This window comes from Arthrobacter sp. TmtSoilC51 (assembly GCF_055388015.1).
On record NZ_AP035877.1, the window covers coordinates 740,050 to 759,242 of the forward strand.

Genomic DNA, 19,193 nt, shown 5'->3' on the forward strand with positions numbered 1-19,193 from the left:
AATCGCCGTCGTGCCTTCCGGTGAGCGAAGCGAACAGCTCACCTTGGGCGTGTTGGTTAGTGGAACTGGCCTTCTTCGGTGGATCCCACCAGAGCCAGGGTGGATGCGTTCGGGTTGAGCGCAGTGGCGATGTCGTCGAAGTAGCCGGTGCCGACTTCGCGCTGGTGCTTCGTGGCGGTGTAGCCGCGGGACTCGGAGGCGAATTCCTTCTCCTGGAGCTCGACGTAAGCGCTCATGCCTTCACGGGCGTAGCCGTGGGCGAGATCGAACATCGAGTAGTTCAGGGCGTGGAAGCCGGCCAGGGTGATGAACTGGAACGTGAAGCCCATGGCACCGAGTTCGCGCTGGAACTTGGCGATGGTGGCGTCGTCCAGGTGCTTGCGCCAGTTGAAGGACGGGGAGCAGTTGTAGGAAAGCATCTGGTCCGGGAACTCGGCCTTGACCGATTCGGCGAATTTGCGGGCCAGCTCCAGGTCCGGAGTGCCGGTCTCCATCCAGATGAGGTCGGAGTACGGGGCGTAGGCCTTGGCACGGGCGATGCACGGTTCGATGCCGTTGCGGACCTTGTAGAAGCCCTCAGCTGTACGTTCTCCTGTGATGAATTCCTGGTCGCGCTCGTCCACGTCGGAGGTGATCAGGGTTGCTGCCTCGGCATCGGTACGGGCGATGACGACCGTCGGGGTACCGGCGACGTCGGCTGCCAGGCGGGCTGCGTTCAGGGTCCGGATGTGCTGCTGGGTAGGGATCAGGACCTTGCCGCCGAGGTGTCCGCACTTCTTTTCGGAGGCGAGCTGGTCTTCCCAGTGAACGCCGGAGGCACCTGCGGTGATCATGGATTTCATGAGTTCGTAGGCGTTGAGCGGGCCACCGAAGCCGGCCTCGGCGTCGGCGACGATCGGGACCAGCCAGTCTTCAACGGTCTTGACACCCTCGGCGTATTCGATCTGGTCGGCCCGGAGCAGGGCGTTGTTGATGCGGCGGACAACCTGGGGTACCGAGTTGGCCGGGTAGAGGGACTGGTCCGGGTACGTCTGGCCAGAGAGGTTGGCGTCAGCTGCCACCTGCCAGCCGGAAAGGTAAATGGCACGGAGCCCGGCCTTGACCTGCTGCACGGCCTGGTTGCCGGTCAGGGCACCGAGGGCGTTGGTGTAGCCGCCGGTGGGGGCTTCCTCGGTGAGTTGCTTCCACAGCTTCTCGGATCCGCGACGGGCCAGGGTGTGCTCTTCGGAGACGCGACCGCGGAGGCGGACGACGTCGGTAGCCGAGTAATCACGGGTGACGCCTTCCCAACGCGGGTTGGCAGACCATTCAAGTTCCAGCGCTGCTGCCTGCTGCTCTGCAGTCTGTGCGGATTCTGCTGGTTCAAACGATGCGGTCATTGCATGTCTCCTAATATCCAAGCGGGGTTCCCCGGGCCGGCCTCCGCTGCGCCTTTGCTGCGTCGGCCGGCTTACCCGGGGTCTGTGTTTCTTTTCGTGAGACTTACTTTTCTGCACTTTCAACAGGCTTTCTAGAGGAAAACTATGGAAAGAAATGCAGTTCTTCGCGTATTCTCAAGAAATGTCGCCTGTGAGCTGGAATCGCGAAGTCGCGTCGCCGTCGTCGTCCCCTGCGTCCCCTGAACTGGACGTCATCAGCCTTGGCCGCCGCGTGCGCCACTTGCGCAAGCAGGCAGGCCTGACGCTCGATGACTTGAGTGCCGCCGTCGGGACCGCGCCCAGTCAGCTGAGCTTGATCGAAAACGGCAAACGCGAGCCCAAACTCGGGTTGCTGCAACAGCTGGCAGCGGCCCTCAACGTGACCATCGATCAGCTGCTCGGTGCCGAGCCGCCGAGCCGCCGCGCGGCCTTGGAGATCGAGCTGGAACGGTACCAGCGCGGACCCCTTTATGAGTCACTGAACCTGCCGAAAATCCGCATCAGCTCGCGGCTTCCGCTGGACGTGCTTGAGTCGCAGGTGGGGCTGCTTCAGGAGCTCGAACGCAAACTTAACGAGCAAGTTGCGACGCCGGAAGAAGCCCGCCGCGCGAACGGCGAGTTGCGTGCCATGATGCGTGAGCGCGGTAACTATTTCCCCGAGTATGAGGCCGAGGCGCAGAAGGTCCTCAAGGGGGTCGGTTACACCACCGGACCACTGAGCCAGCACGTCATTGCGGACATCGCCGAGAACCTCGGATTCACCCTTCACCACGTGGGTGATTTGCCGCATTCCACGCGCTCCGTGACCGATTTGAAGAACCGCAGAATTTATCTGACGCAGAACCAGCGGCAGGATCATGATCCCCGTTCGGTCCTCCTGCAGGCTTTGGGACACTACGTCCTGGGGCACGAGACTCCGCGGAACTACGGCGATTTCCTGGCGCAACGCGTGGCCACCAACTACTTCGCTGCTGCGCTCCTGCTGCCGGAGCATGCCACCGTTGAGTTTCTCCAAAAGGCCAAGGCTGCCAAGGAAATCGCGGTGGAGGACATCCGGGATGCCTTCGCAGTGTCATACGAAACTGCCGCACACCGTTTCACCAACCTGGCCACCAAGCACCTTGGCATCACCACGCACTTCCAGAAGACCCACCAGTCTGGAATCATCTATAAGGCCTACGAGAACGACGGCGTGACCTTCCCGCAGGACCACACCGGCGCCATCGAGGGCCAACCGTCGTGCAAGGCGTGGACGTCCCGGGCCGTGTTCGACGTGCCGGACAAGTTCAGCGCCTACAGCCAATACACGGACACCCCGTCCGGCACGTACTGGTGCACAGCCCGCACGGAGCGTTCGGCCAGCGGTGAGTTTTCGCTGAGCATCGGCGTGCCGTACCAGCATGTGAAGTGGTTCCGGGGGCGCGAGACGACTGCCCGGGCAACCTCAACCTGCCCGGATCCGAACTGCTGCAAACGGCCACCAGCGTCCCTGGCAAACGAGTGGGCCGGAAACGCGTGGCCCTCCGCCCGCGCCCACTCGCATCTGCTCGCGGCCATGCCGCCGGGCGCGTTCCCTGGCGTGGACGAGACCGAGGTGTACAGCTTCCTGGCGGCCCACTCGGCGCGCTAACCCCACGCTCTATCACTTCCGGGCATCTTTTCCCGATCGCTCTCTCACATTTTGGCTACTTTCGGCCGTCCCTCTATCAGATCGCGTGAACACTGGGTGGGACCGGAGCAGGATGTGAAGACGACACGCGGGCAAAGGGGATGCACCATGATTCGAATCCGGAAAGCGGCAGCGATAGTCGCGGCAGCCGCGTTGGTGAGTGGCTCGGCGGTGATCAGCGCCTGCGCGCCCCAGCCAGCCGACGTCGGGCTTTTAAAAGCCGACGGCGTCACCCGCGTTTCGGTCCAAACTGCTGACTATCCGGCCCAACTTGAGGCGTTCCGTGCGTCCGCGCGGAAGCTTGGTGCCACGCTGTTGGCCGATGGCGGCGACGCAAGCAGCGGCAACGTCGTGTCCTCGCCGGCCAGTTTGTTGATCGCGCTTGGCATGCTCCGCGCCGGAGCGTCCGGAGCCACGGCGGCGGAGATGGATGCGGTCCTGGGACTGCCCGCCGAGGGGCGCGACGAAGCGATGAACGCGATGCTCGCCTCCCTGGAGAAGTACGACGGCGATCCCGGCTCAGTGGACGAAGAGAACCCCCCGAGCAAACCAGTGATGCACGCGGCCAACGGCTTGTTCATCGACAAGGGCGAGCCCACAGGTCCCGACTACCTGGCCACCCTTGCCAAGCACTACGGCGCGGGCGTCTACCCAGTCTCCTTCCAGGACGAGGCCGTGACCAAGCCCGCCATCGATCAATGGGTCAGCAAGAACACCGGTGGCCGGATCAAGGAAGCGCCTGCAAAGTACGACCCCGACAACACACTGAGCCTGCTCAACGCGCTCTACTTCGCTGCAGCTTGGCAAACGCCGTTCGACGCCAACGACACTTCGGATGGGCCCTTCACCAAAGCCGGCGGAGAACAGATTTCCGTTCCCACCATGCACGCTGCCGTCAGCATGGCGTACGCCGAAGGCGCGGGCTGGAAGGCAGTGGACTTGCCTTACGCCGATGGTTTCGTCATGCGCTTGGTACTGCCCGACGGCGGCAGGCCGGGTTCGGATGGTCCGGGGGCGGTTTCTGCAGAGGTGCTGAGTCAGGCAGACCTCCAGCTGACCGGTGGGGACCACGAAATGGTCCAGATCACGCTGCCGAAGTGGGACCACAAGACCGCCTTCGATCTTCGGAAGGTCTTCGAGACGCTGGGCTTGAAGGAGATGCTCGCTACCGACTCCGACTTCGATGCCATCCAACGTGGGATGTTCCTGACCCAGGCCGCGCAGGCAGCCAACATCACGGTTGCCGAGAAGGGCACTATCGCTGCCGCGGTGACCCAGATGAATGCGGACGCCTCAAGCGCCTTGGTCCCCGAACGTGAGATCACCCTCGACCACCCGTTCCACTACGAAATAGTGCACGTTGACACCGGCCTGCCTTTGTTCACTGGTTGGGTGGCGGACCCCCGTTGAGCTCGGCGAATCGAGTTCGCCGGAACGATGCGAATCCCCCGGAAGTTTCCCGGTGAGCTAGCACGCTTTCGGCGAATTCGGCACGTACGGCTATCGGACCAGCCGTCCCACCAGCACGGCTGCTGCGTCCACAACGTCGTCGGCCTCGCGCTTCGTTGTGCTCAAAGCGACTTCCTGGCCCGCCACGGTCACGATATCCGTGATCACGGCGACGGTGAGCCTGCCCAAGGCGTCGTCGCTGGCGCCCAGAAGCACAGAGTTCTGCCGGACCCACTCGCGTCCGCGCTCCCGCCTGAGCACTTCGAATCCCGGGGGAGTGTCGCCTTCGATGAAGACGCGTTCCAAGGCCCGGTGTTTCCACGTGTAGTCGAAGTAGCTGCGGCTGCCCACGTTGAACAGTGCCAGGGGGTCTTGCTCTCCGGCTTTCTTGGCCTTTGCCACGGCCGCCGCGACGAGCCTCTCATGCTCATTTTGGTAGTCATCCCAGAGCGCGAGGAAGAGTTCGGTCTTGCCACCGAAGTGGTGGTAGAGACTGCCAACGCTTGACCCGGAACGGGCCACGATGTCCGAGATGCTGGCATCGGTGAAGCCGTGCTCACAGAAAACCTCCCTGGAGGCATCAAGGAGGTTTCGCCGGGTGGCGGCTGTTCGAGTCCATTGCCACGCGCCGGCATGGACCGCCGCGTCAGACGTTTTTCGAACCAAAGGTGCTCCTTTCGCTGACACGGAGTTTGGCGGAGTGTCGGACGGGCTTCTTTCTGGAATCGTACCTTCAGAAGATCTGGATCTTCCAGCAATCAACCCCTTGACCATCAAACATCTACAAGAAATAATCCTAGAAGCTTGTTCTAGAAATATGTATTGCGGTATGTATCCGAATGCTGCGATTTTTGACGTCGAACGCCCCGAAACCCGGGTGCCGTTTTCACCGTCGGGCTGCAACTGGTTGAATCGCTATAAGAGAGCGCCAACTGGTCGCACGCCAAACAAAGCCAGAGAGGAACGCGGCCTGATGTCCGTTTCAAGCAAGTCGTCCGGGATCACGTCGAACAGGTGGTTCAAGCCCGCTGTCGTTACCGCCGTGGCATTGGTGGTGGCGCTTGTTTTGGTGCTCGTCGCGCAGTGGCTCAGGTCCTTGCAGCCTGTGCAGCAGTTCCTGGTTGACTACCCCGGACATGCCGCCATTCCCGAAGGAACCCCCACGGGTTTCCCTGCCTGGCTCGGCTGGCAACACTTCCTCAACATGTTCTTCCTGGTCTTGATCATCCGATCCGGCTGGCAGGTCCGGACAACCACGCGTCCCGCCGCGAACTGGACCCGGAACAACAAAGGCTTCATCAAGACCAAGAACCCGCCCACGAAGATCAGCCTTGATCTCTGGTTCCACCTCACTTTGGATGCCCTTTGGGTCCTGAACGGCATTATTTTCATCGTCCTGCTGTTCGCAACCGGCCAATGGCTTCGGATCGTCCCCACCAGTTGGGATGTCATCCCGAACGCCCTTTCCGCCGCCTTGCAGTACGCCTCGCTGAATTGGCCCGTTGAAAATGGCTGGAACAACTACAACAGCCTGCAGTTGCTGACCTACTTCGCAACGGTATTCATTGCCGCCCCGCTGGCCATCATCTCGGGCCTGCGCACATCCAACGCCTGGCCCAAGAAAGCTGCGATCAACAAGTTTTACCCGATCGAGCTCGCCCGCAAGATCCACTTCCCGGTGATGATCTACTTCGTGGCGTTCGTGATCGTCCACGTGACTCTGGTGCTGGCTACCGGTGCGCTGAACAACCTGAATCACATGTACGCCTCCAACAACGATTACAGCTGGTGGGGATTCGGGATCTTCGCCGCCTCAATCGTCTTTACTGCGGCCGCTTGGTTCCTGGCCCGCCCGCTGTTCCTGCGCCCGATAGCCTCGCTCATGGGCAAGGTCTCGCGCTAGCGGGACCCGCCCTGCCACAGGGCATCAAACGGAGCACCCGAAGCCACGCGGTTCGCGATACCGGCCGTCACGAACGTCTTTGCGGTGCGGGCGGCTTCCAACGGCGTGGCGCCCTTGGCCAGTTCGGCGGTCACAGCTGCGGCCAGTGAGCAGCCGGCGCCGGACACAGGAACTTCGCCCACCTTCGGAGCGCGCAGGACTTCCAGCGTTTCGCCGTCGTAGTAAACGTCGACGGCGTCCGGGCCTTCCAGTCGGACCCCGCCTTTGGCCAGAACTGCTGCGCCACTGATTTCGTGGATCCGGATCGCAGCGGCCTTGAGGCTTTCCTCATCCGTGATCTGAAGACCGGAGAGCGACTCGGCCTCGAAATGGTTGGGTGTCACGAACGTCGCCAATGGAAGGATCTGGCTCTTGAGCGCCTGGTCCGTGTCCAAAGCGTGGCCAGGCTCCTGTCCTTTGCAGATCAGGACCGGGTCCAGCACCACGTGGGTGAAAGAAGCGCCAGCCAACGCCTGCTCAACAGTGCTGATGGTTGCAGGGCTCCCGAGCATGCCGATCTTCACCGTATCCAGAACCGAAGGCGCGCCGGAAGCGGCGCCGTATGCCGCCGTCGTCGCTTCCAATTGGTCAGCGATCACTTGCTGGTCAACAGGGACAAAACGGTGGTTCCAGTTGTCTTGGGGATCAAAGGAAACAATGCACGTGAGGTTCGCGATGCCGAACACTCCCAGTTCCTGGAAAGTCTTGAGGTCGGCCTGCGCGCCGGCGCCGCCGGTCGCTTCGGAGCCGGCGATGGTCAGTGCAATGGCAGGGGCAACGGCTGAAGTCATGCCTTCCATCTTGCCAGCTGCCCGGCGTGCTCCGGTTTTAGCGCTTCGCGCCTACCCGTGCAGAGTCCGGTAGGCAGCCTCGGCCGCCGGGTGAAGGGGCACGCCAGCGGTGTTGATGAGTGTCTCTGGGCTGAGGAACTGAACGCCCGTGCTCGTCTTCGGCACCAGCTCCTGGGCCTGCTCCACAAGCAGTTTCACGGTCTCCGAAACCAGGTGGTCGGCCAAGTCCCTGCGGCAAAGGAGCAGGTTGGCCACGCCCACGGTCCATGTGGCAGCTGCGTCCCCATAGCTCTTGGCGGGGATCAGGACGCGATCGTAGAAAACGCCGTATTGTTCGCGCATGGCCTTGATGTGCTCCGATAGGTCGATCAGACGGAGGCCAATTTCATTGGCAGTGGATGCGATGGCAGCGGTTGGCACGCCGCCGGACCAGAAGAGGGCATCGATGGAGCCGTCGCGCAAGGCTGCCAGCCCTTGGTTCAGCCCGAGATTCACCTGCTTGAGGCCCATGCCGGCCGGAGCTGCGGAGATAATGCGCGGAACGGTCAGCGATGTTCCCGAGCCCACCTCGCCTACACCGGCCGTCTTCCCGGCCAGATCGGAGAAGGAGCGGAGACCGCTGTCCTCCCGCACGATGCAATGAACGTAGTTTTGGTACACCTTTCCGAGCGCCACAAGGTCGCCAGGTTGCCCGCTGGCCGCAGCCTGGGCAGCTGCGTCGGCAAGCGCGACGGCGAACGTCGCCTCGCCGGACAACACCCGCCTGATATTCTCCAGGCTTCCGCCGGTGGTCAGTGGCACGGCGGTTTCGGCCACGCCCTCGCGTTGGAGCAACTCCGCTAACAACGTGGCGAACTCCAGATAAAAACCTCCCGCTTCACCGCCGGCGACCGTTAGTTTTTGCGGCTTCTCCTCAGGGGTGCAGGCGGTGGAAACCGACAGCAGAACGCCAGCCAAACCAATCGACAGTCCAGCCCTGAGCGCAGCCCGCCTTGGCACCATCCTGCTATTCACCCCGACCACCCTGCGGCTGCTGGAACTCAAGACGTGCCGTCAACCCGTGCGGTTCTCTTCCTTCCAGCACAAGTGCACCGCCATTCGCATGCGCCAAGCGGTCCACGATCGTCATGCCCAATCCGTTCCCTGCGATCCTGCTGTGCTGCGGCGCCCGCCAAAACCGCGTTGTGGAGGCGGCACGCTGCTCCGCGGAAAGTCCGGGACCGTCGTCGGAAATCTCGACGGCGAGGCCTCCTTGCGTCCGCTTCGTTGCCACGGTGATCCGGGCGGCAGGGGCGTACTTGATGGCGTTGGCCAGGAGCTCACCCACCATATGCGCCAACTCGTCGGGACTGCAGGCGAGTTCCAGTGGTTGCTCCGGCTGGGCCAGCGTGATCGTGGAACCCGCGCGTTCAGCAGCAGGCAGCGCCCGCTCCACCTCTCCTTGCAGGACCGGGAAGGGGTCAATGACGGCGTGGTGTTTGTGCTCTGTTGCTTGATCTGCGCGGGTAGACCATTCGAAGGCGCGGTGTTCGGCCGTAGCCAGCTTCAGCACGCCGTCGAGAATTGCTTCGACGCGTTCAAGTTCAGCCACCACGCCAGCGGCGGCGGCCTTTTCGGGCTCCGAGGTCAGCGCCAGCTGCAGCAAATCGATCCTGAGCCGCAAAGCGCCCACAGGGTTCCGTAATTGGTGGGAAGTATCGGCGATCAGTTGGCGCTGCGAATCGATGCTCTCCGTGACGGTGTTGGCCATCGCAGTAAATGAGCGGCTCAGCTCCCGCAGCTCTGGCGGGCCGGCATCGGGGAGATGGCTCGTCTTGCCTGTCGCCTCAAGTTCATGGACGGCTTTGCTGAGGCGATGGACCGGCTTCAGGACCCAGCCGGTGAGGCGGGCCGCTGCCAAGAGCAGGAGCGCGCCAAGCGCCACTGCGGCGAGTCCGACCACGAGCCACCGCTCCCTCAATTTCTGCCGGGCCGCCTCGGGATTGACTTCAAGGACGGCCTCCCCAAGCACCTGGCTTGCTGTACCGAAAGACCGCGAGATAACCTCCGTCCCGGATCCGAAGGGCCGGAGCGGGCTGAGCGTGGTGTCGCTAAGGTTCAAGCTCGCGCGGTTCAATGCCTCACGGACTTCGGCCCGATCCTCACTGAGGCCGCCTGAGCGCACTGTCTGCGGCTGCAGGCGGATCAGGATACCCTCGCCGTAGAGCTCGGAATAGCGGTCCATTTCGCGTTGCAGCTGGGTGGTGTCATTGTCCAAAGAAGCGTCATTGGCGAGCTGGGCGAAGCGGTTCAATGATGTGACGCGGTTGATCTGGAGTTCCTGGGCGAGCTCCCTGCCGGCCGACGTCAGGATCACGCTGGACACGGTGACCACAATGAGCACGGCGATCACGCTCAGGATGGCCAGTACGCGGATCTTCACGTCTGCTCGACCCTGTAACCGACCCCGCGGACGTTGATGATGAAGCCAGGCAGTTGGAGCTTGGACCGCAGGCCGGTGAGGTGAACGTCCAAGGACCGGGAATTTGCCAGGAAAGCATCACCCCAGAGGGCATCAAGGATCTGTTCCCGGGTCACCACTGATCCCGCGTTCCTTGCCAGGAGGCTGAGAAGTTCGAATTCCGTGGCGGTCAGGGACAATTCCCTTTCGCCAACGGATGCCATCCTGCGGTCGAGGTCTACGCTGACGCTTCCGACTAAGATGCTGTGGGGCGCCTCTTGCCCGGCGCGATTGGTGCGGCGTGTCACGGCCTCGATCCTTGCCAGCAACTCCACCAGCTTCACAGGCTTGACCAGGTAGTCATCGGCACCGGAACGAAGACCAAGGACCACACTGCGTTCGTCATCGCGCGCCGTCAGGATCAGGATGGGGACCTGCGTGACCTGGCGCAGTTTCCGCAGGACGTCCAGTCCGTCCAAGTCCGGCAAACCGAGATCGAGCAGGATCACCTCGTGGTGCCGATGCCCCAGGAGTGCGTCCTCTCCACGGGATACCCTCGTGGCTTTGTGACCGGCGGATGCAACGGCAGCGCTCAAAGCGGACGCCATGGCGTCGTCATCCTCGACGATGAGCACGTGCACGGTCTGATCCTTTGGGGCTGGGTGGGCTGGGTGGGCTGGGTTCGCTAGGTGGGGTTCGCTACTAGAGCTTAACGTTGTGAGGCCCGTTCTGCGCCCTTCGGAGTGACCAAAGAGCGCAGAACGGGCCTCACAAGCCTCCCCCGATTTATGCGCGGGCGAGATCCTTCTTGTCCTCGTCGGCGTCGCGCGTGTCAGAGCCCTTCGCGGCGAACGCGCTTCCCTGCTCGGCATCCAAATGCGTAGCCTTTTTGTTCTTCAACGCGAAGATGTACACCAGCAGCGAGATGAAGATCGCCGCAGTCACGTAAGTGAAGAACATGTCCACCTGCCCGGCCTTCTGCAGTGCTGCGCCAATCAATGGAACCGTGCCACCGAACAACGAGTTCGCGATCGCGTATCCCAAGCCAACACCCAACGCACGGATCGACGCCGGGAACAGCTCGGCCTTCACCAGTGCGTTGATCGATGTGTAACCGCCCACCATCAGCAGGCCGCCGAGCATCAGGAGAAACGCGACGAACGGATCCTTGGTTCCGGACAAGGCAGAGAGCAGCGGCCACGTGAACAATACGCCGGTCACGCCGAACCAGATCAACAACGGTTTGCGGCCGATCTTGTCGGAAATCAGGCCATAAACCGGCTGGAGCAGCATGAAGATGAACAAAGCCCAGAAGTTGATGACGGAGGTATCGGTCTTTGCGATGCCGGACGTATCGTTCATGAACTTCAGGATGAAGTTGGTGTACGTGTAGAACGCCACCGTGCCACCGAGCGTAATGCCGATGCAGATGAGCAGCGGCTTCCAGTGCTTTGTGAACAGCAGCTTCATGGTGCCCGGCTGTGCCTCACCCTCAACCTTGACGTGGGCGGCGCGGAGCTGATCGGCGGAAAGGGTTTCTTCCATGGATCGGCGAAGCCAGAGCACAACCAACGCAGCCACGCCACCGATCGCGAAAGGAATTCGCCAGCCCCACGCGGTCAGGTCTTCCTTGTTCATGGTGTTCTGCAGGATCACCAGCACCAGCAACGCCAGCATCTGCCCGCCGATGAGCGTCACATACTGGAAGCTGGAGAAGAAGCCACGGCGCTTGGCAGTCGCGGCCTCGGACATGTAGGTGGCGCTGGTGCCGTATTCCCCGCCCACCGAGAAACCCTGCACAACACGGATGAACACCAGCAGGATCAGTGCCCAGAGCCCGATCACGTCCTGCGTCGGAAGGACTGCGATGGCGAAGGAACCGACCGACATCATGGTGACACTGAGCGTCAGCGCAGCCTTGCGGCCCTTCCGGTCGGCATAGCGGCCGAAGAACCAGCTGCCGATCGGACGCATGAGGAACGACGTCGAGAAGACAGCCATCGCCTCAAGTCCGGCCTGCAGATCGTCCGAGGAGTTGAAGAAGTGCGATTGGAAATACGCCGCGAAAACTGTGTAGACGTAGAGATCAAACCACTCCACGAGGTTGCCCGCGGAGCCCTTAAGAATGTTGCTCACGGCTTTGCGTGTCTGTGCGGCCTCGCTGAGGGGCGCAGCTTGTTGGGTGCTCATCAATGAACCTTCCTGGACGGCCTGCGACAGCAGCCGTGTCTTGCATGAGTTCGTTCTGTCCATGAAGCTCGTGCTCATGGCGTCCTTGCGCATGGCTCTTCGTCGACTAAGAAAGGTCCTCCATGGGTGAAGAGGACATATTCCAAACTATTGGTGATGCACGGCACAACCAACGCCGGAACCGATTTCCTAACACTTCCTTAGGTTTTCAAAAGGCCTGAACGCACGACGGCGGTCTCCGGCGGCCGCCTCTAAGGAACCTTCTGTCCGGGCCCACCGACACAAACCGGTTGTTCTCTCACGTCCTGCGGGTTTTTGGCGGTTGTTCTCTCACGTCCTGCGGGTTTTTGGCGGTTGTTCTCTCACGTCCTGCGGGTTTTTGGCCGTTGTTCTCTCACGTCCTGCCCCTTGCTGCGGACAAGAACGGGCCACGGGATTACTGTTCAGGCATGGGTACTTGGACCGCGATAGGAAGCGTGTTCGGCAACCTGCCCCTTCCTCCGGGACAGGTGACCGGTTTGATTGCCGACGTGCTCCTGAAACGACGGTGCCCTTGGCCACTGCCAGGATCTGAAGCACTTCAAAAGATGGCAGGTACTGGCCTGCTGGTGATCGGTGGAGGGCTGAACGCTTGGGCTCTGGCTGAGCGGGCCCGCCGTTCGGCCCGCCGCTTCGAGTTGGAGCGGCCGGAGGAACTGGTGACCAGCGGCCCGTACGCACTAACCCGTCACCCGATGTACGTGGGGTGGTGGCTCATCCACATGGGTGGAGCGATCCTCTCCGGTTCATCGTGGGTGCTCGCGACTTTGCCGATTGGAATACTCATGGAACACAAGGGCGTGCTCCGCGAAGAAGACGAACTGTCGGAATATTTCGGTGGGTACGCCGAGTACGCGACGAGGACTCCCCGCTACCTCGGATTCCGTCGTCGCCACCCGGAGAACCGGTGACATCATCGCGTGATGTGAACGAGCGTTCTCCCAAAAGGGGGATTAGCTGAGAGAGGATCGGTGGAAGCGGGTCAGGATGTGAGAGAGGATCGGTGGGGTGGGACAATGATGCTGGTGTTGGGCCAGCGCCCCACCAACCACAGTGCTAATACAGCCGGGTGCCGGAACCAACAGCGCCCGCGCGAACCACTACGAATGGATGACCCATGCCCTCGCCTTCCGGCTCCAGCACCTTGAGCAAGCCCGCACCCCGCTTCGCCTCGATCGGATCCCCGTACTTTGGCATCATGCTCGCCATCATGGCCGTGGTGCTGATCCTCTCCAACATCGGCGCATCAAAGGGCGTTGTGCTTGGCCCGATCATCACTGATGGCGGATTCTTCCTGTTCCCGCTTGCCTACATCCTGGGCGACGTCATGAGTGAGGTCTACGGCTTCAAAGTGGCGCGCAAGGCCATCGTTACCTCGTTCGCCCTCTCAGTCTTCGCCTCGCTCTGTTACTGGGTGATCATCGCGCTTCCCGGTTTCACGGACGAGTACGGAACCGCCAAGCAGGCAGCTATCGAGGGCGCCCTGGGACCGGTCCCTCAGATCGTCCTCGCTTCACTTCTGGCCTTCCTCGCCGGCCAGACCATCAATTCTTGGATCCTGGTAAAAATGAAGGAGCGCACGGGCGAAAAGACACTGTGGGCCCGGCTCATGGGTTCGTCCGTTGTGGGTGAATTCGTGGACACGCTGATTTTCTGCAGCATCGCAGCCTCGGTCATTGGCATCACGGACTTCGGCATGTTCGCCAACTATGTCCTGGTGGGCTTCGTCTACAAGACCGCCGTGGAGTTCCTCTTTGTACCGATCACAGTCCTGGTAGTTGGCTATATCAAGAAGCGCGAGCCGAGCTACGGACCAGTCGCAGCCTAGGCCCGGGCCGAGTTCGCCGGAACCGCGTGAGTTCGCCGGAAGTTTCCGCACGCTCACGCACGCCTCCGGCGAACTCAACGCGGGAGTTACGAGACGAAGGAGTTAGGAGTAGTACCGCCCCAGCGTCTCCGCCTTGAACTCGAAGAAATCCCCGGACTCGATGGCCAGCCGGGCGTCGTCCACCATCTTCACCACGAAACGTTCGTTGTGGATCGAAATGAGCGTTGCCGAGAGCATTTCCTTGGCCTTGTAGAGGTGGTGGATGTACGCGCGGGAGTAGTTCTGGCAGGCGTAGCAGTCACAACCCTCCTGCAGCGGACCGAAATCGGCCTTGTACCGGGCCCCGGATAAGTTGAAGCGCCCAAAAGGAGTGTAGAACGCGGAATTCCGGGCCACACGCGTGGGTGAGACGCAGTCGAACGTGTCAGCGCCGTTCTCGATTGCCGTGAAGATGTCGTCCGGCTCGGAAATGCCCAGCAGGTGCCGTGGCTTGTTCTCAGGAAGTTCCTCGTTGCACCACCGCACAATGGTGCCCAGGTTCTCCTTCTCCAACGCACCGCCGATCCCGTACCCGTCAAATGGCATGGCGCCGAGGTCCCGGCACGCTTTGCGCCGCAGGTCCTCGTACTGGGCACCCTGGATCACACCGAACAGAGCCTGGTACGGCTTCCCCACCCGGGAAACCGTCAAACGGGCATGCTCCTCCAAGCACCGCAACGCCCAGAGCCGGGTCCGCTCCAGTGACTCCTCCTGGTACGCCCGGGAGTTCTGCAGGGTTGTCAGTTCGTCAAACGCGAACATGATGTCCGCGCCGATTTGGTGCTGGACTTGCATGGAAATCTCGGGGGAGAAGCGGTGCCGGTCGCCGTTGAGGTGCGACTTGAACCACACGCCGTCGTCATCGATATGCGCCAGCCGCTCCTTGCCAGGCGCCACCGCGTCGTCGGGCCCGGAAGTGTCAACATTCTTCATGTCGATGACTTTCTTGAAGCCCGAGCCCAGGCTCATCACCTGGAATCCGCCTGAATCCGTGAACGTCGGCCCGGACCAGTTCATGAAAGCGCCCAGCCCGCCGGCGGCGTCGAGGATCTCGGGGCCCGGCTGCAGGTACAGATGGTAGGCGTTGGCCAGCACGGCCTGCGCGCCGAGTGCGGCAATAGACTCAGGCAGCACGGCCTTGACGGTGGCTTTCGTCCCGACGGCGATGAACGCGGGCGTCTGGATGGTTCCGTGCGGCGTGGTGATGGTTCCGGTCCGGCCCAGGAAAGAGCCGCCGTTGGCCGCAACCAAGGCGTCCGACGCCGAACACGTTTCAGTCAGTCGCTGGCCAACCGAGAAAGAGAAACCGGCTTGCGGTGAAGAAGGATCCGGCAAGGCAGGGGCGGGCGTGGACGGAGGCGGCGAGGGCAGGAAAGCTGAAGCTGGCACGCTAACAAGTGTGCCAGCTTTACCGCGGGTAACCTGTGGAACCCCGCCTAGGAGCTGTAGTTCTCATCCTTCCACTTGTCCCAGGAGGACCTGATGTCCGCCAAGGTGTGAGCCCCCAAATCGTACGTGGAGGCAATCACCATGGAACCGCCGTCGGGCCTTTTCTCGGGGATCGGCAGTTGCTCTGCAACGATCAGGAGACCATCGCCATGCTCTGCGTAGCTGTGCACTGTGAGGCCAACCTGGTGGCGGCTCTTGAACCACACTCGGCCGGAGATTTTTTCGCCGGTTTCAAGCGTGAGGGAGTAGTCGTCGCCGACGGGCGGGAGATCGCCCAGCCCCAGCTTTTTGATGGCCGGACCACCACTTCCTGGAAGGGACACGAAGTGGGTTCGCCGTTGACCATGCGGGTGTCTCTCAAGGGCGAAACGGAGTTGTTGCAGGAACGTGAGCCAGCCCTGGGTGATGTCCTCGTCCCATTCCGCCCACTCGGAGTCGTGGTCCAGCGCTGCGCGCGTGACCTTCACTTCGGTGCCGCCGGAAACAGGGTGGAGCTCAAACTCGTCCCCGCCATGCACAGTCAGCTTGGTGTGATCCGGATTTTCCACCACATCTGGATGGAAGTAGATCTGTTTGATTTCGTCGGCGAGGTCATCGGCTTCCCATCCGTGCCATTGAGCCACCAGCGAGGGTTCGCGCAGCATTGTCCAAACCTGCTGCGCGTCGGCATTAACCACAACGCTCAGATTGTTCGTCATGGCCCCGAATCTACCGCCGTTCGCCTCCGTAGAACAGGTCTTGAAGTTTAGAAGTGCCGGGACTAGGCCCCTTGGCGCATGAAGGCCGGGGTTGCCGGGGAGCCGCTCACTCAGGCCCGCACGGCGTCCAGTTCGATGCCGATGCGCCGGCCCAGTTCCTCTTCTCCCAGTGTCTCGGAGCCGCCGTGGGCGCGGAGGAACAGCAGCGACTCGAGGCGGAGGAACCGCCATTCGCGTTCGGCTTCATGATTGCCGTTGTCGATCGCGCGGAAGATTTCCTTGTCGTACAGATTCGGTTCGTTAAGTGCGCGCTGGCGGACCTTGGCGGCGATGCGGGCCTTGAAGGGGTCTGTTTCCTCCGACTCGTGCGCGCGCAGCAATTTCTCGTACACGGCAGCTCGTTCAGTTTGTCCGCCCTCCCGGCAAATGAAGCTCGACAGCGCCAGTGCGCGTTCTATCGACGCCCAGCGGTCCGGGTTGCCGTCAAAGGGCAGCACGTTCAGGAGATCCGCGACCGCAAGGGCGTTGTCCGGATCGCGCAGGATGATGCAGAGGTCGAACGCCAGGTTACTGAGGTCCCGGAGGCAGCTGCCGGATTTGGTGTTGATGCCTTTTGCCAGCCTTTCGGCGAGCACCTGAACGCCGTTCTTGCCCTTGTGATTGGCGACGGCGGCCCGCACCACGGCTTCGGGCGTCCCGTTCGGCTCGGGGATCAGCGCGAGTTCTTCGGGGACCGGCGTGGTGACGGCTGGTGGCGTTTCCGGGCGCGGGGGGACGACGACGGCGGAGCCCGCCGCTGCTTCCATGTCGTCTTCATTGGAGGTGCTGGAGCCCGGCCCGCCATCGGAGCCGACGTCACCTGCGGGGGTTCCGTCCCCCACCGGCACATTGGAGCCGACGGCGATCCGCACCGTGCCGCCGTCGACCGTTGTGACCAGCAGCAGGGCGGCAACGCCGTAGTCATCGTTCTGGACTTCTATGCTGCCGATTTCCTCGGCGGGCCCGTCTCCGGGCAGGAACACAAAGTCTCCGGGTTGCAGGTCCCCAGCCTGCTTTTCGCGGTATTGCTGTGAGGCTGGGCTGTGAGTCATCGGAAGTCCTTTGGTTCTCTTGCGGTCCGCCGTCCAGTCTACAAACTCCAGCCGCCGCTGGAGGCGGGACCCGCTAAAGGACGATGCCCGGCTAAAGGACGATGCCCGAGAAAGCCAGCGCCTGGCGCACCAGGTTCCCTCGGCCGCCTTCGAACTCCTGCTGCACATCGTCGCTGAGGACTTCCTGCGGCGTCATCCATGTGAGTTCCAGGGCGTCCTGGCGCGGTTCGCATTCGCCCGTGACAGGGATGATGAACACAAGCGACACCGCGTGCTGGCGGTCGTCAGTGAATCCGGTCTGGGAGGGCGCGGGGAAGTATTCGGCCACGGTGAAGGGGACGGGGCTAATGGGCAGTTGCGGGAAAGCGAGGGGTCCGAGGTCCTTTTCCATGTGCCGCAGCAGGGCTGCGCGGATGGTCTCGCGGTACAGCACTCGGCCGGAAACGAGGTAGCGCACCATGTTGCCGTCAGCGTCGCCCTGCAGGAGGGAACCGACCTCATTGACGTATCCGAGCGGATCCAAGCGGACGGGGACTGCCTCCACGTAGACCATGGGAAGGCGGCCGCGGGCTTCGAAGAGGTCTTCGTCGGAAAGCCAGCCTGGATACGGGTCGGGTGTACGTACGCTCATGGTTAAGTTCTACCGCATCCCCGGCCGAAGTTCCGTGGCAGCACCCCTGGGGCGCAGTGCATTAAGCTGCGGGCTATGCTTGCGGCCGTTCGCCGGACGCACGTTCCACCGGGGTCCGTTCCACAACGATCGACGCCGGCGCTGACCCACCCGCGGCATCCGGGTTGGCGATGTACAGGACGTCCTCGCTGATCCGCGCCTCGATCCCCGCCCCGGTGAGCCGACGCAACAGGGGCTCCAGATCGGCGTCGTACTCAAAAGCGAGGTCACCGGACTCTGCAGCCGCGCCGTGGACCACGCGCAGGATACCGCCGTTTTTGGCGGTAAACGTTGCGGATTCGTCATCCGACGTCCGCGGACGGGCTCCGATGTTGCGGAGCTCCTGTGCGGAATCGTCGACGCCGGGACTCACCCAGGTGGCTACCACGGCGAGAGCCGGATCGGCTTTGTCCGACGTCGCCCAAGTGCCGTCCCCGGCGCGCTGGGCGGGGTCAGCCAGGAACGTGAAGCCATCCCGGGCAGTGATCTGCACGGTCTGGCCGTGTGAGGCCTCGGTGACCTCTGCGATGGTTCCGTCGTCCTGCGTGCGCCGGGCGAACTCTTCCAACGCGCCAACCTCGACGCCAAAGATCGTGACGCCGTCCTGCGGTGCGCCGCTCATCGCCGGCGTGTGTTCCACCCGGTGCAACGCTAGCCGACCCGAGCCGGCGTCGAACTCCAACCACTCGTCATCCTTGACTGTGTTGACCATGCCCAATGCCTCCAGCAGTTCAGTCCACTGATGCGGGCGGGAGGTGAAGTGGATGGGGCGGGCTCGCAACATGGGTCCTCCTGGGCTGGCTTCACTGGCACTCCGGCTTCTGTCCTCCAGCCTATGCCGTCCGGTTTGCCGCAGAATGAACCCATGCCCATTGAGCTCGAAGAATTGATCGTCAAGGACGCGGCCGAATGGCGGGCGTGGCTTGAAGAACACGCTGCCGACAGTCCTGGTGTGTGGCTGGTCCTGCACAAAAAGGGCGGGAACGTCACGGAGTTGGACTACGACGCCGCATTGGACGAGGCGCTGTGTTTCGGCTGGATCGATGGCCAATCCAAGAGCCGTGACGCCGAAAGCTACTTCCAGCGCATGACCCCACGGGGTCGCCGGAGCATCTGGTCAGCGCGGAACGTTGGGCATATTGCCCGCTTGGACCAGGAAGGCAAGATGACAGCAGCCGGGTGGGCCGCCGTCGACGCCGCCAAAGCCGATGGGCGCTGGGAAGCTGCGTACGCCGGACCCGCCGATTCGGTGGTTCCCAATGATCTCGCAGCTGCCATCGCCGCTGTTCCGGAGGCGCAAGCCATGTTCGACGTCCTGACGTCCCAGAACCGCTTCGCACTCATCCATCGGACCAACCTTGTCAAAAGGGCGGACACACGGGAGAAGAAAATCGCTGGTTTTGTGGAGATGCTCGCACGGCACGAGGCACCGTACCCGCAGAAGAAGCGCCCGGCTTCCGGACCCCAGTAGTCAGCCGGG

General features: G+C 62.4%; 18 protein-coding genes. 6 read left to right on the forward strand and 12 right to left on the reverse strand.

The features are described from left to right. Positions 1 to 56: 56 nt before the first annotated feature. Complete coding sequence (aceA, locus tag ACZ5G6_RS03585) at positions 57 to 1,379, reverse strand: isocitrate lyase (RefSeq protein WP_223935779.1); 1,323 nt, start codon at positions 1,377 to 1,379, stop codon at positions 57 to 59. Between the two features lie 154 nt (positions 1,380 to 1,533). On the opposite strand from aceA, the gene ACZ5G6_RS03590 reads away from it, so the two are divergent. Both ACZ5G6_RS03590 and ACZ5G6_RS03595 read left to right on the forward strand, forming a co-directional pair. Next, on the forward strand, positions 1,534 to 3,048 hold the full coding sequence (locus ACZ5G6_RS03590) for an XRE family transcriptional regulator (RefSeq protein ID WP_223935780.1): 1,515 nt from the start codon (positions 1,534 to 1,536) through the stop codon (positions 3,046 to 3,048). A gap of 147 nt (positions 3,049 to 3,195) precedes the next feature. Further along, entirely contained in the window at positions 3,196 to 4,497 is a 1,302-nt protein-coding gene (locus ACZ5G6_RS03595; protein ID WP_498689449.1) for a serpin family protein, read from the forward strand. Positions 4,498 to 4,587: 90 nt separating this feature from the next. On the opposite strand, the gene ACZ5G6_RS03600 is transcribed toward ACZ5G6_RS03595, so the two are convergent. After that, a complete protein-coding gene (locus tag ACZ5G6_RS03600; protein WP_498689451.1) occupies positions 4,588 to 5,202 on the reverse strand; it encodes a TetR/AcrR family transcriptional regulator in 615 nt (204 codons plus the stop codon). Between the two features lie 307 nt (positions 5,203 to 5,509). Between ACZ5G6_RS03600 and ACZ5G6_RS03605 the strand changes: the two genes are divergently transcribed. Next, a complete protein-coding gene (locus tag ACZ5G6_RS03605; RefSeq protein ID WP_498689453.1) occupies positions 5,510 to 6,439 on the forward strand; it encodes a cytochrome b/b6 domain-containing protein in 930 nt (309 codons plus the stop codon). Here the strand turns inward: ACZ5G6_RS03605 and ACZ5G6_RS03610 are convergent. The 5 genes from ACZ5G6_RS03610 to ACZ5G6_RS03630 all read right to left on the reverse strand — a co-directional run bounded on the left by ACZ5G6_RS03610 (position 6,436) and on the right by ACZ5G6_RS03630 (position 11,899). Then, positions 6,436 to 7,269, reverse strand: coding sequence for a hydroxymethylpyrimidine/phosphomethylpyrimidine kinase (locus ACZ5G6_RS03610; RefSeq protein ID WP_498689456.1), 834 nt, complete (start codon positions 7,267 to 7,269; stop codon positions 6,436 to 6,438). The two genes, ACZ5G6_RS03605 and ACZ5G6_RS03610, sit on opposite strands and share 4 nt — an antisense overlap. A gap of 51 nt (positions 7,270 to 7,320) precedes the next feature. Then, positions 7,321 to 8,271 (reverse strand): TAXI family TRAP transporter solute-binding subunit, encoded by a 951-nt coding sequence (locus tag ACZ5G6_RS03615; RefSeq protein WP_498689458.1) that lies wholly within the window; start codon positions 8,269 to 8,271, stop codon positions 7,321 to 7,323. A 4-nt stretch (positions 8,272 to 8,275) separates the two neighbouring features. Further along, a complete protein-coding gene (locus ACZ5G6_RS03620; RefSeq protein WP_223935785.1) occupies positions 8,276 to 9,691 on the reverse strand; it encodes a sensor histidine kinase in 1,416 nt (471 codons plus the stop codon). Further along, entirely contained in the window at positions 9,688 to 10,350 is a 663-nt protein-coding gene (locus ACZ5G6_RS03625) for a response regulator transcription factor (protein WP_498689461.1), read from the reverse strand. The genes ACZ5G6_RS03620 and ACZ5G6_RS03625 overlap by 4 nt, the downstream gene beginning before the upstream one ends. Before the next feature lie 145 nt (positions 10,351 to 10,495). Further along, complete coding sequence (locus ACZ5G6_RS03630) at positions 10,496 to 11,899, reverse strand: MFS transporter (RefSeq protein ID WP_498689463.1); 1,404 nt, start codon at positions 11,897 to 11,899, stop codon at positions 10,496 to 10,498. Positions 11,900 to 12,348: 449 nt separating this feature from the next. Here ACZ5G6_RS03630 and ACZ5G6_RS03635 point away from each other — a divergent pair, with 449 nt between their 5' ends. Both ACZ5G6_RS03635 and ACZ5G6_RS03640 read left to right on the forward strand, forming a co-directional pair. After that, complete coding sequence (locus ACZ5G6_RS03635; protein WP_498689465.1) at positions 12,349 to 12,849, forward strand: methyltransferase family protein; 501 nt, start codon at positions 12,349 to 12,351, stop codon at positions 12,847 to 12,849. A 206-nt stretch (positions 12,850 to 13,055) separates the two neighbouring features. Next, positions 13,056 to 13,766, forward strand: coding sequence for a queuosine precursor transporter (locus tag ACZ5G6_RS03640; RefSeq protein WP_223935789.1), 711 nt, complete (start codon positions 13,056 to 13,058; stop codon positions 13,764 to 13,766). 102 nt (positions 13,767 to 13,868) lie between these two features. Here ACZ5G6_RS03640 and tgt read toward each other — a convergent pair whose 3' ends face one another. From tgt to ACZ5G6_RS03665, 5 genes are all read right to left on the reverse strand, one after another. After that, positions 13,869 to 15,176, reverse strand: coding sequence for a tRNA guanosine(34) transglycosylase Tgt (tgt, locus tag ACZ5G6_RS03645; protein ID WP_498691737.1), 1,308 nt, complete (start codon positions 15,174 to 15,176; stop codon positions 13,869 to 13,871). 65 nt (positions 15,177 to 15,241) lie between these two features. Then, entirely contained in the window at positions 15,242 to 15,952 is a 711-nt protein-coding gene (locus ACZ5G6_RS03650) for an SRPBCC family protein (RefSeq protein WP_223935791.1), read from the reverse strand. 110 nt (positions 15,953 to 16,062) lie between these two features. After that, a complete protein-coding gene (locus ACZ5G6_RS03655; protein ID WP_498689468.1) occupies positions 16,063 to 17,043 on the reverse strand; it encodes a DUF6707 family protein in 981 nt (326 codons plus the stop codon). 91 nt (positions 17,044 to 17,134) lie between these two features. Further along, positions 17,135 to 17,674 carry an NUDIX hydrolase family protein gene (locus ACZ5G6_RS03660; RefSeq protein ID WP_223935793.1) on the reverse strand — a complete coding sequence of 180 codons (540 nt, stop codon included), beginning with the start codon at positions 17,672 to 17,674 and terminating at the stop codon, positions 17,135 to 17,137. A gap of 73 nt (positions 17,675 to 17,747) precedes the next feature. Beyond that, positions 17,748 to 18,497 (reverse strand): hypothetical protein, encoded by a 750-nt coding sequence (locus ACZ5G6_RS03665; RefSeq protein ID WP_498689470.1) that lies wholly within the window; start codon positions 18,495 to 18,497, stop codon positions 17,748 to 17,750. A gap of 81 nt (positions 18,498 to 18,578) precedes the next feature. Here ACZ5G6_RS03665 and ACZ5G6_RS03670 point away from each other — a divergent pair, with 81 nt between their 5' ends. Continuing rightward, positions 18,579 to 19,184, forward strand: a complete 606-nt coding sequence (locus ACZ5G6_RS03670) for a YdeI/OmpD-associated family protein (RefSeq protein ID WP_223935796.1) — start codon at positions 18,579 to 18,581, stop codon at positions 19,182 to 19,184. Positions 19,185 to 19,193 lie beyond the last annotated feature (9 nt).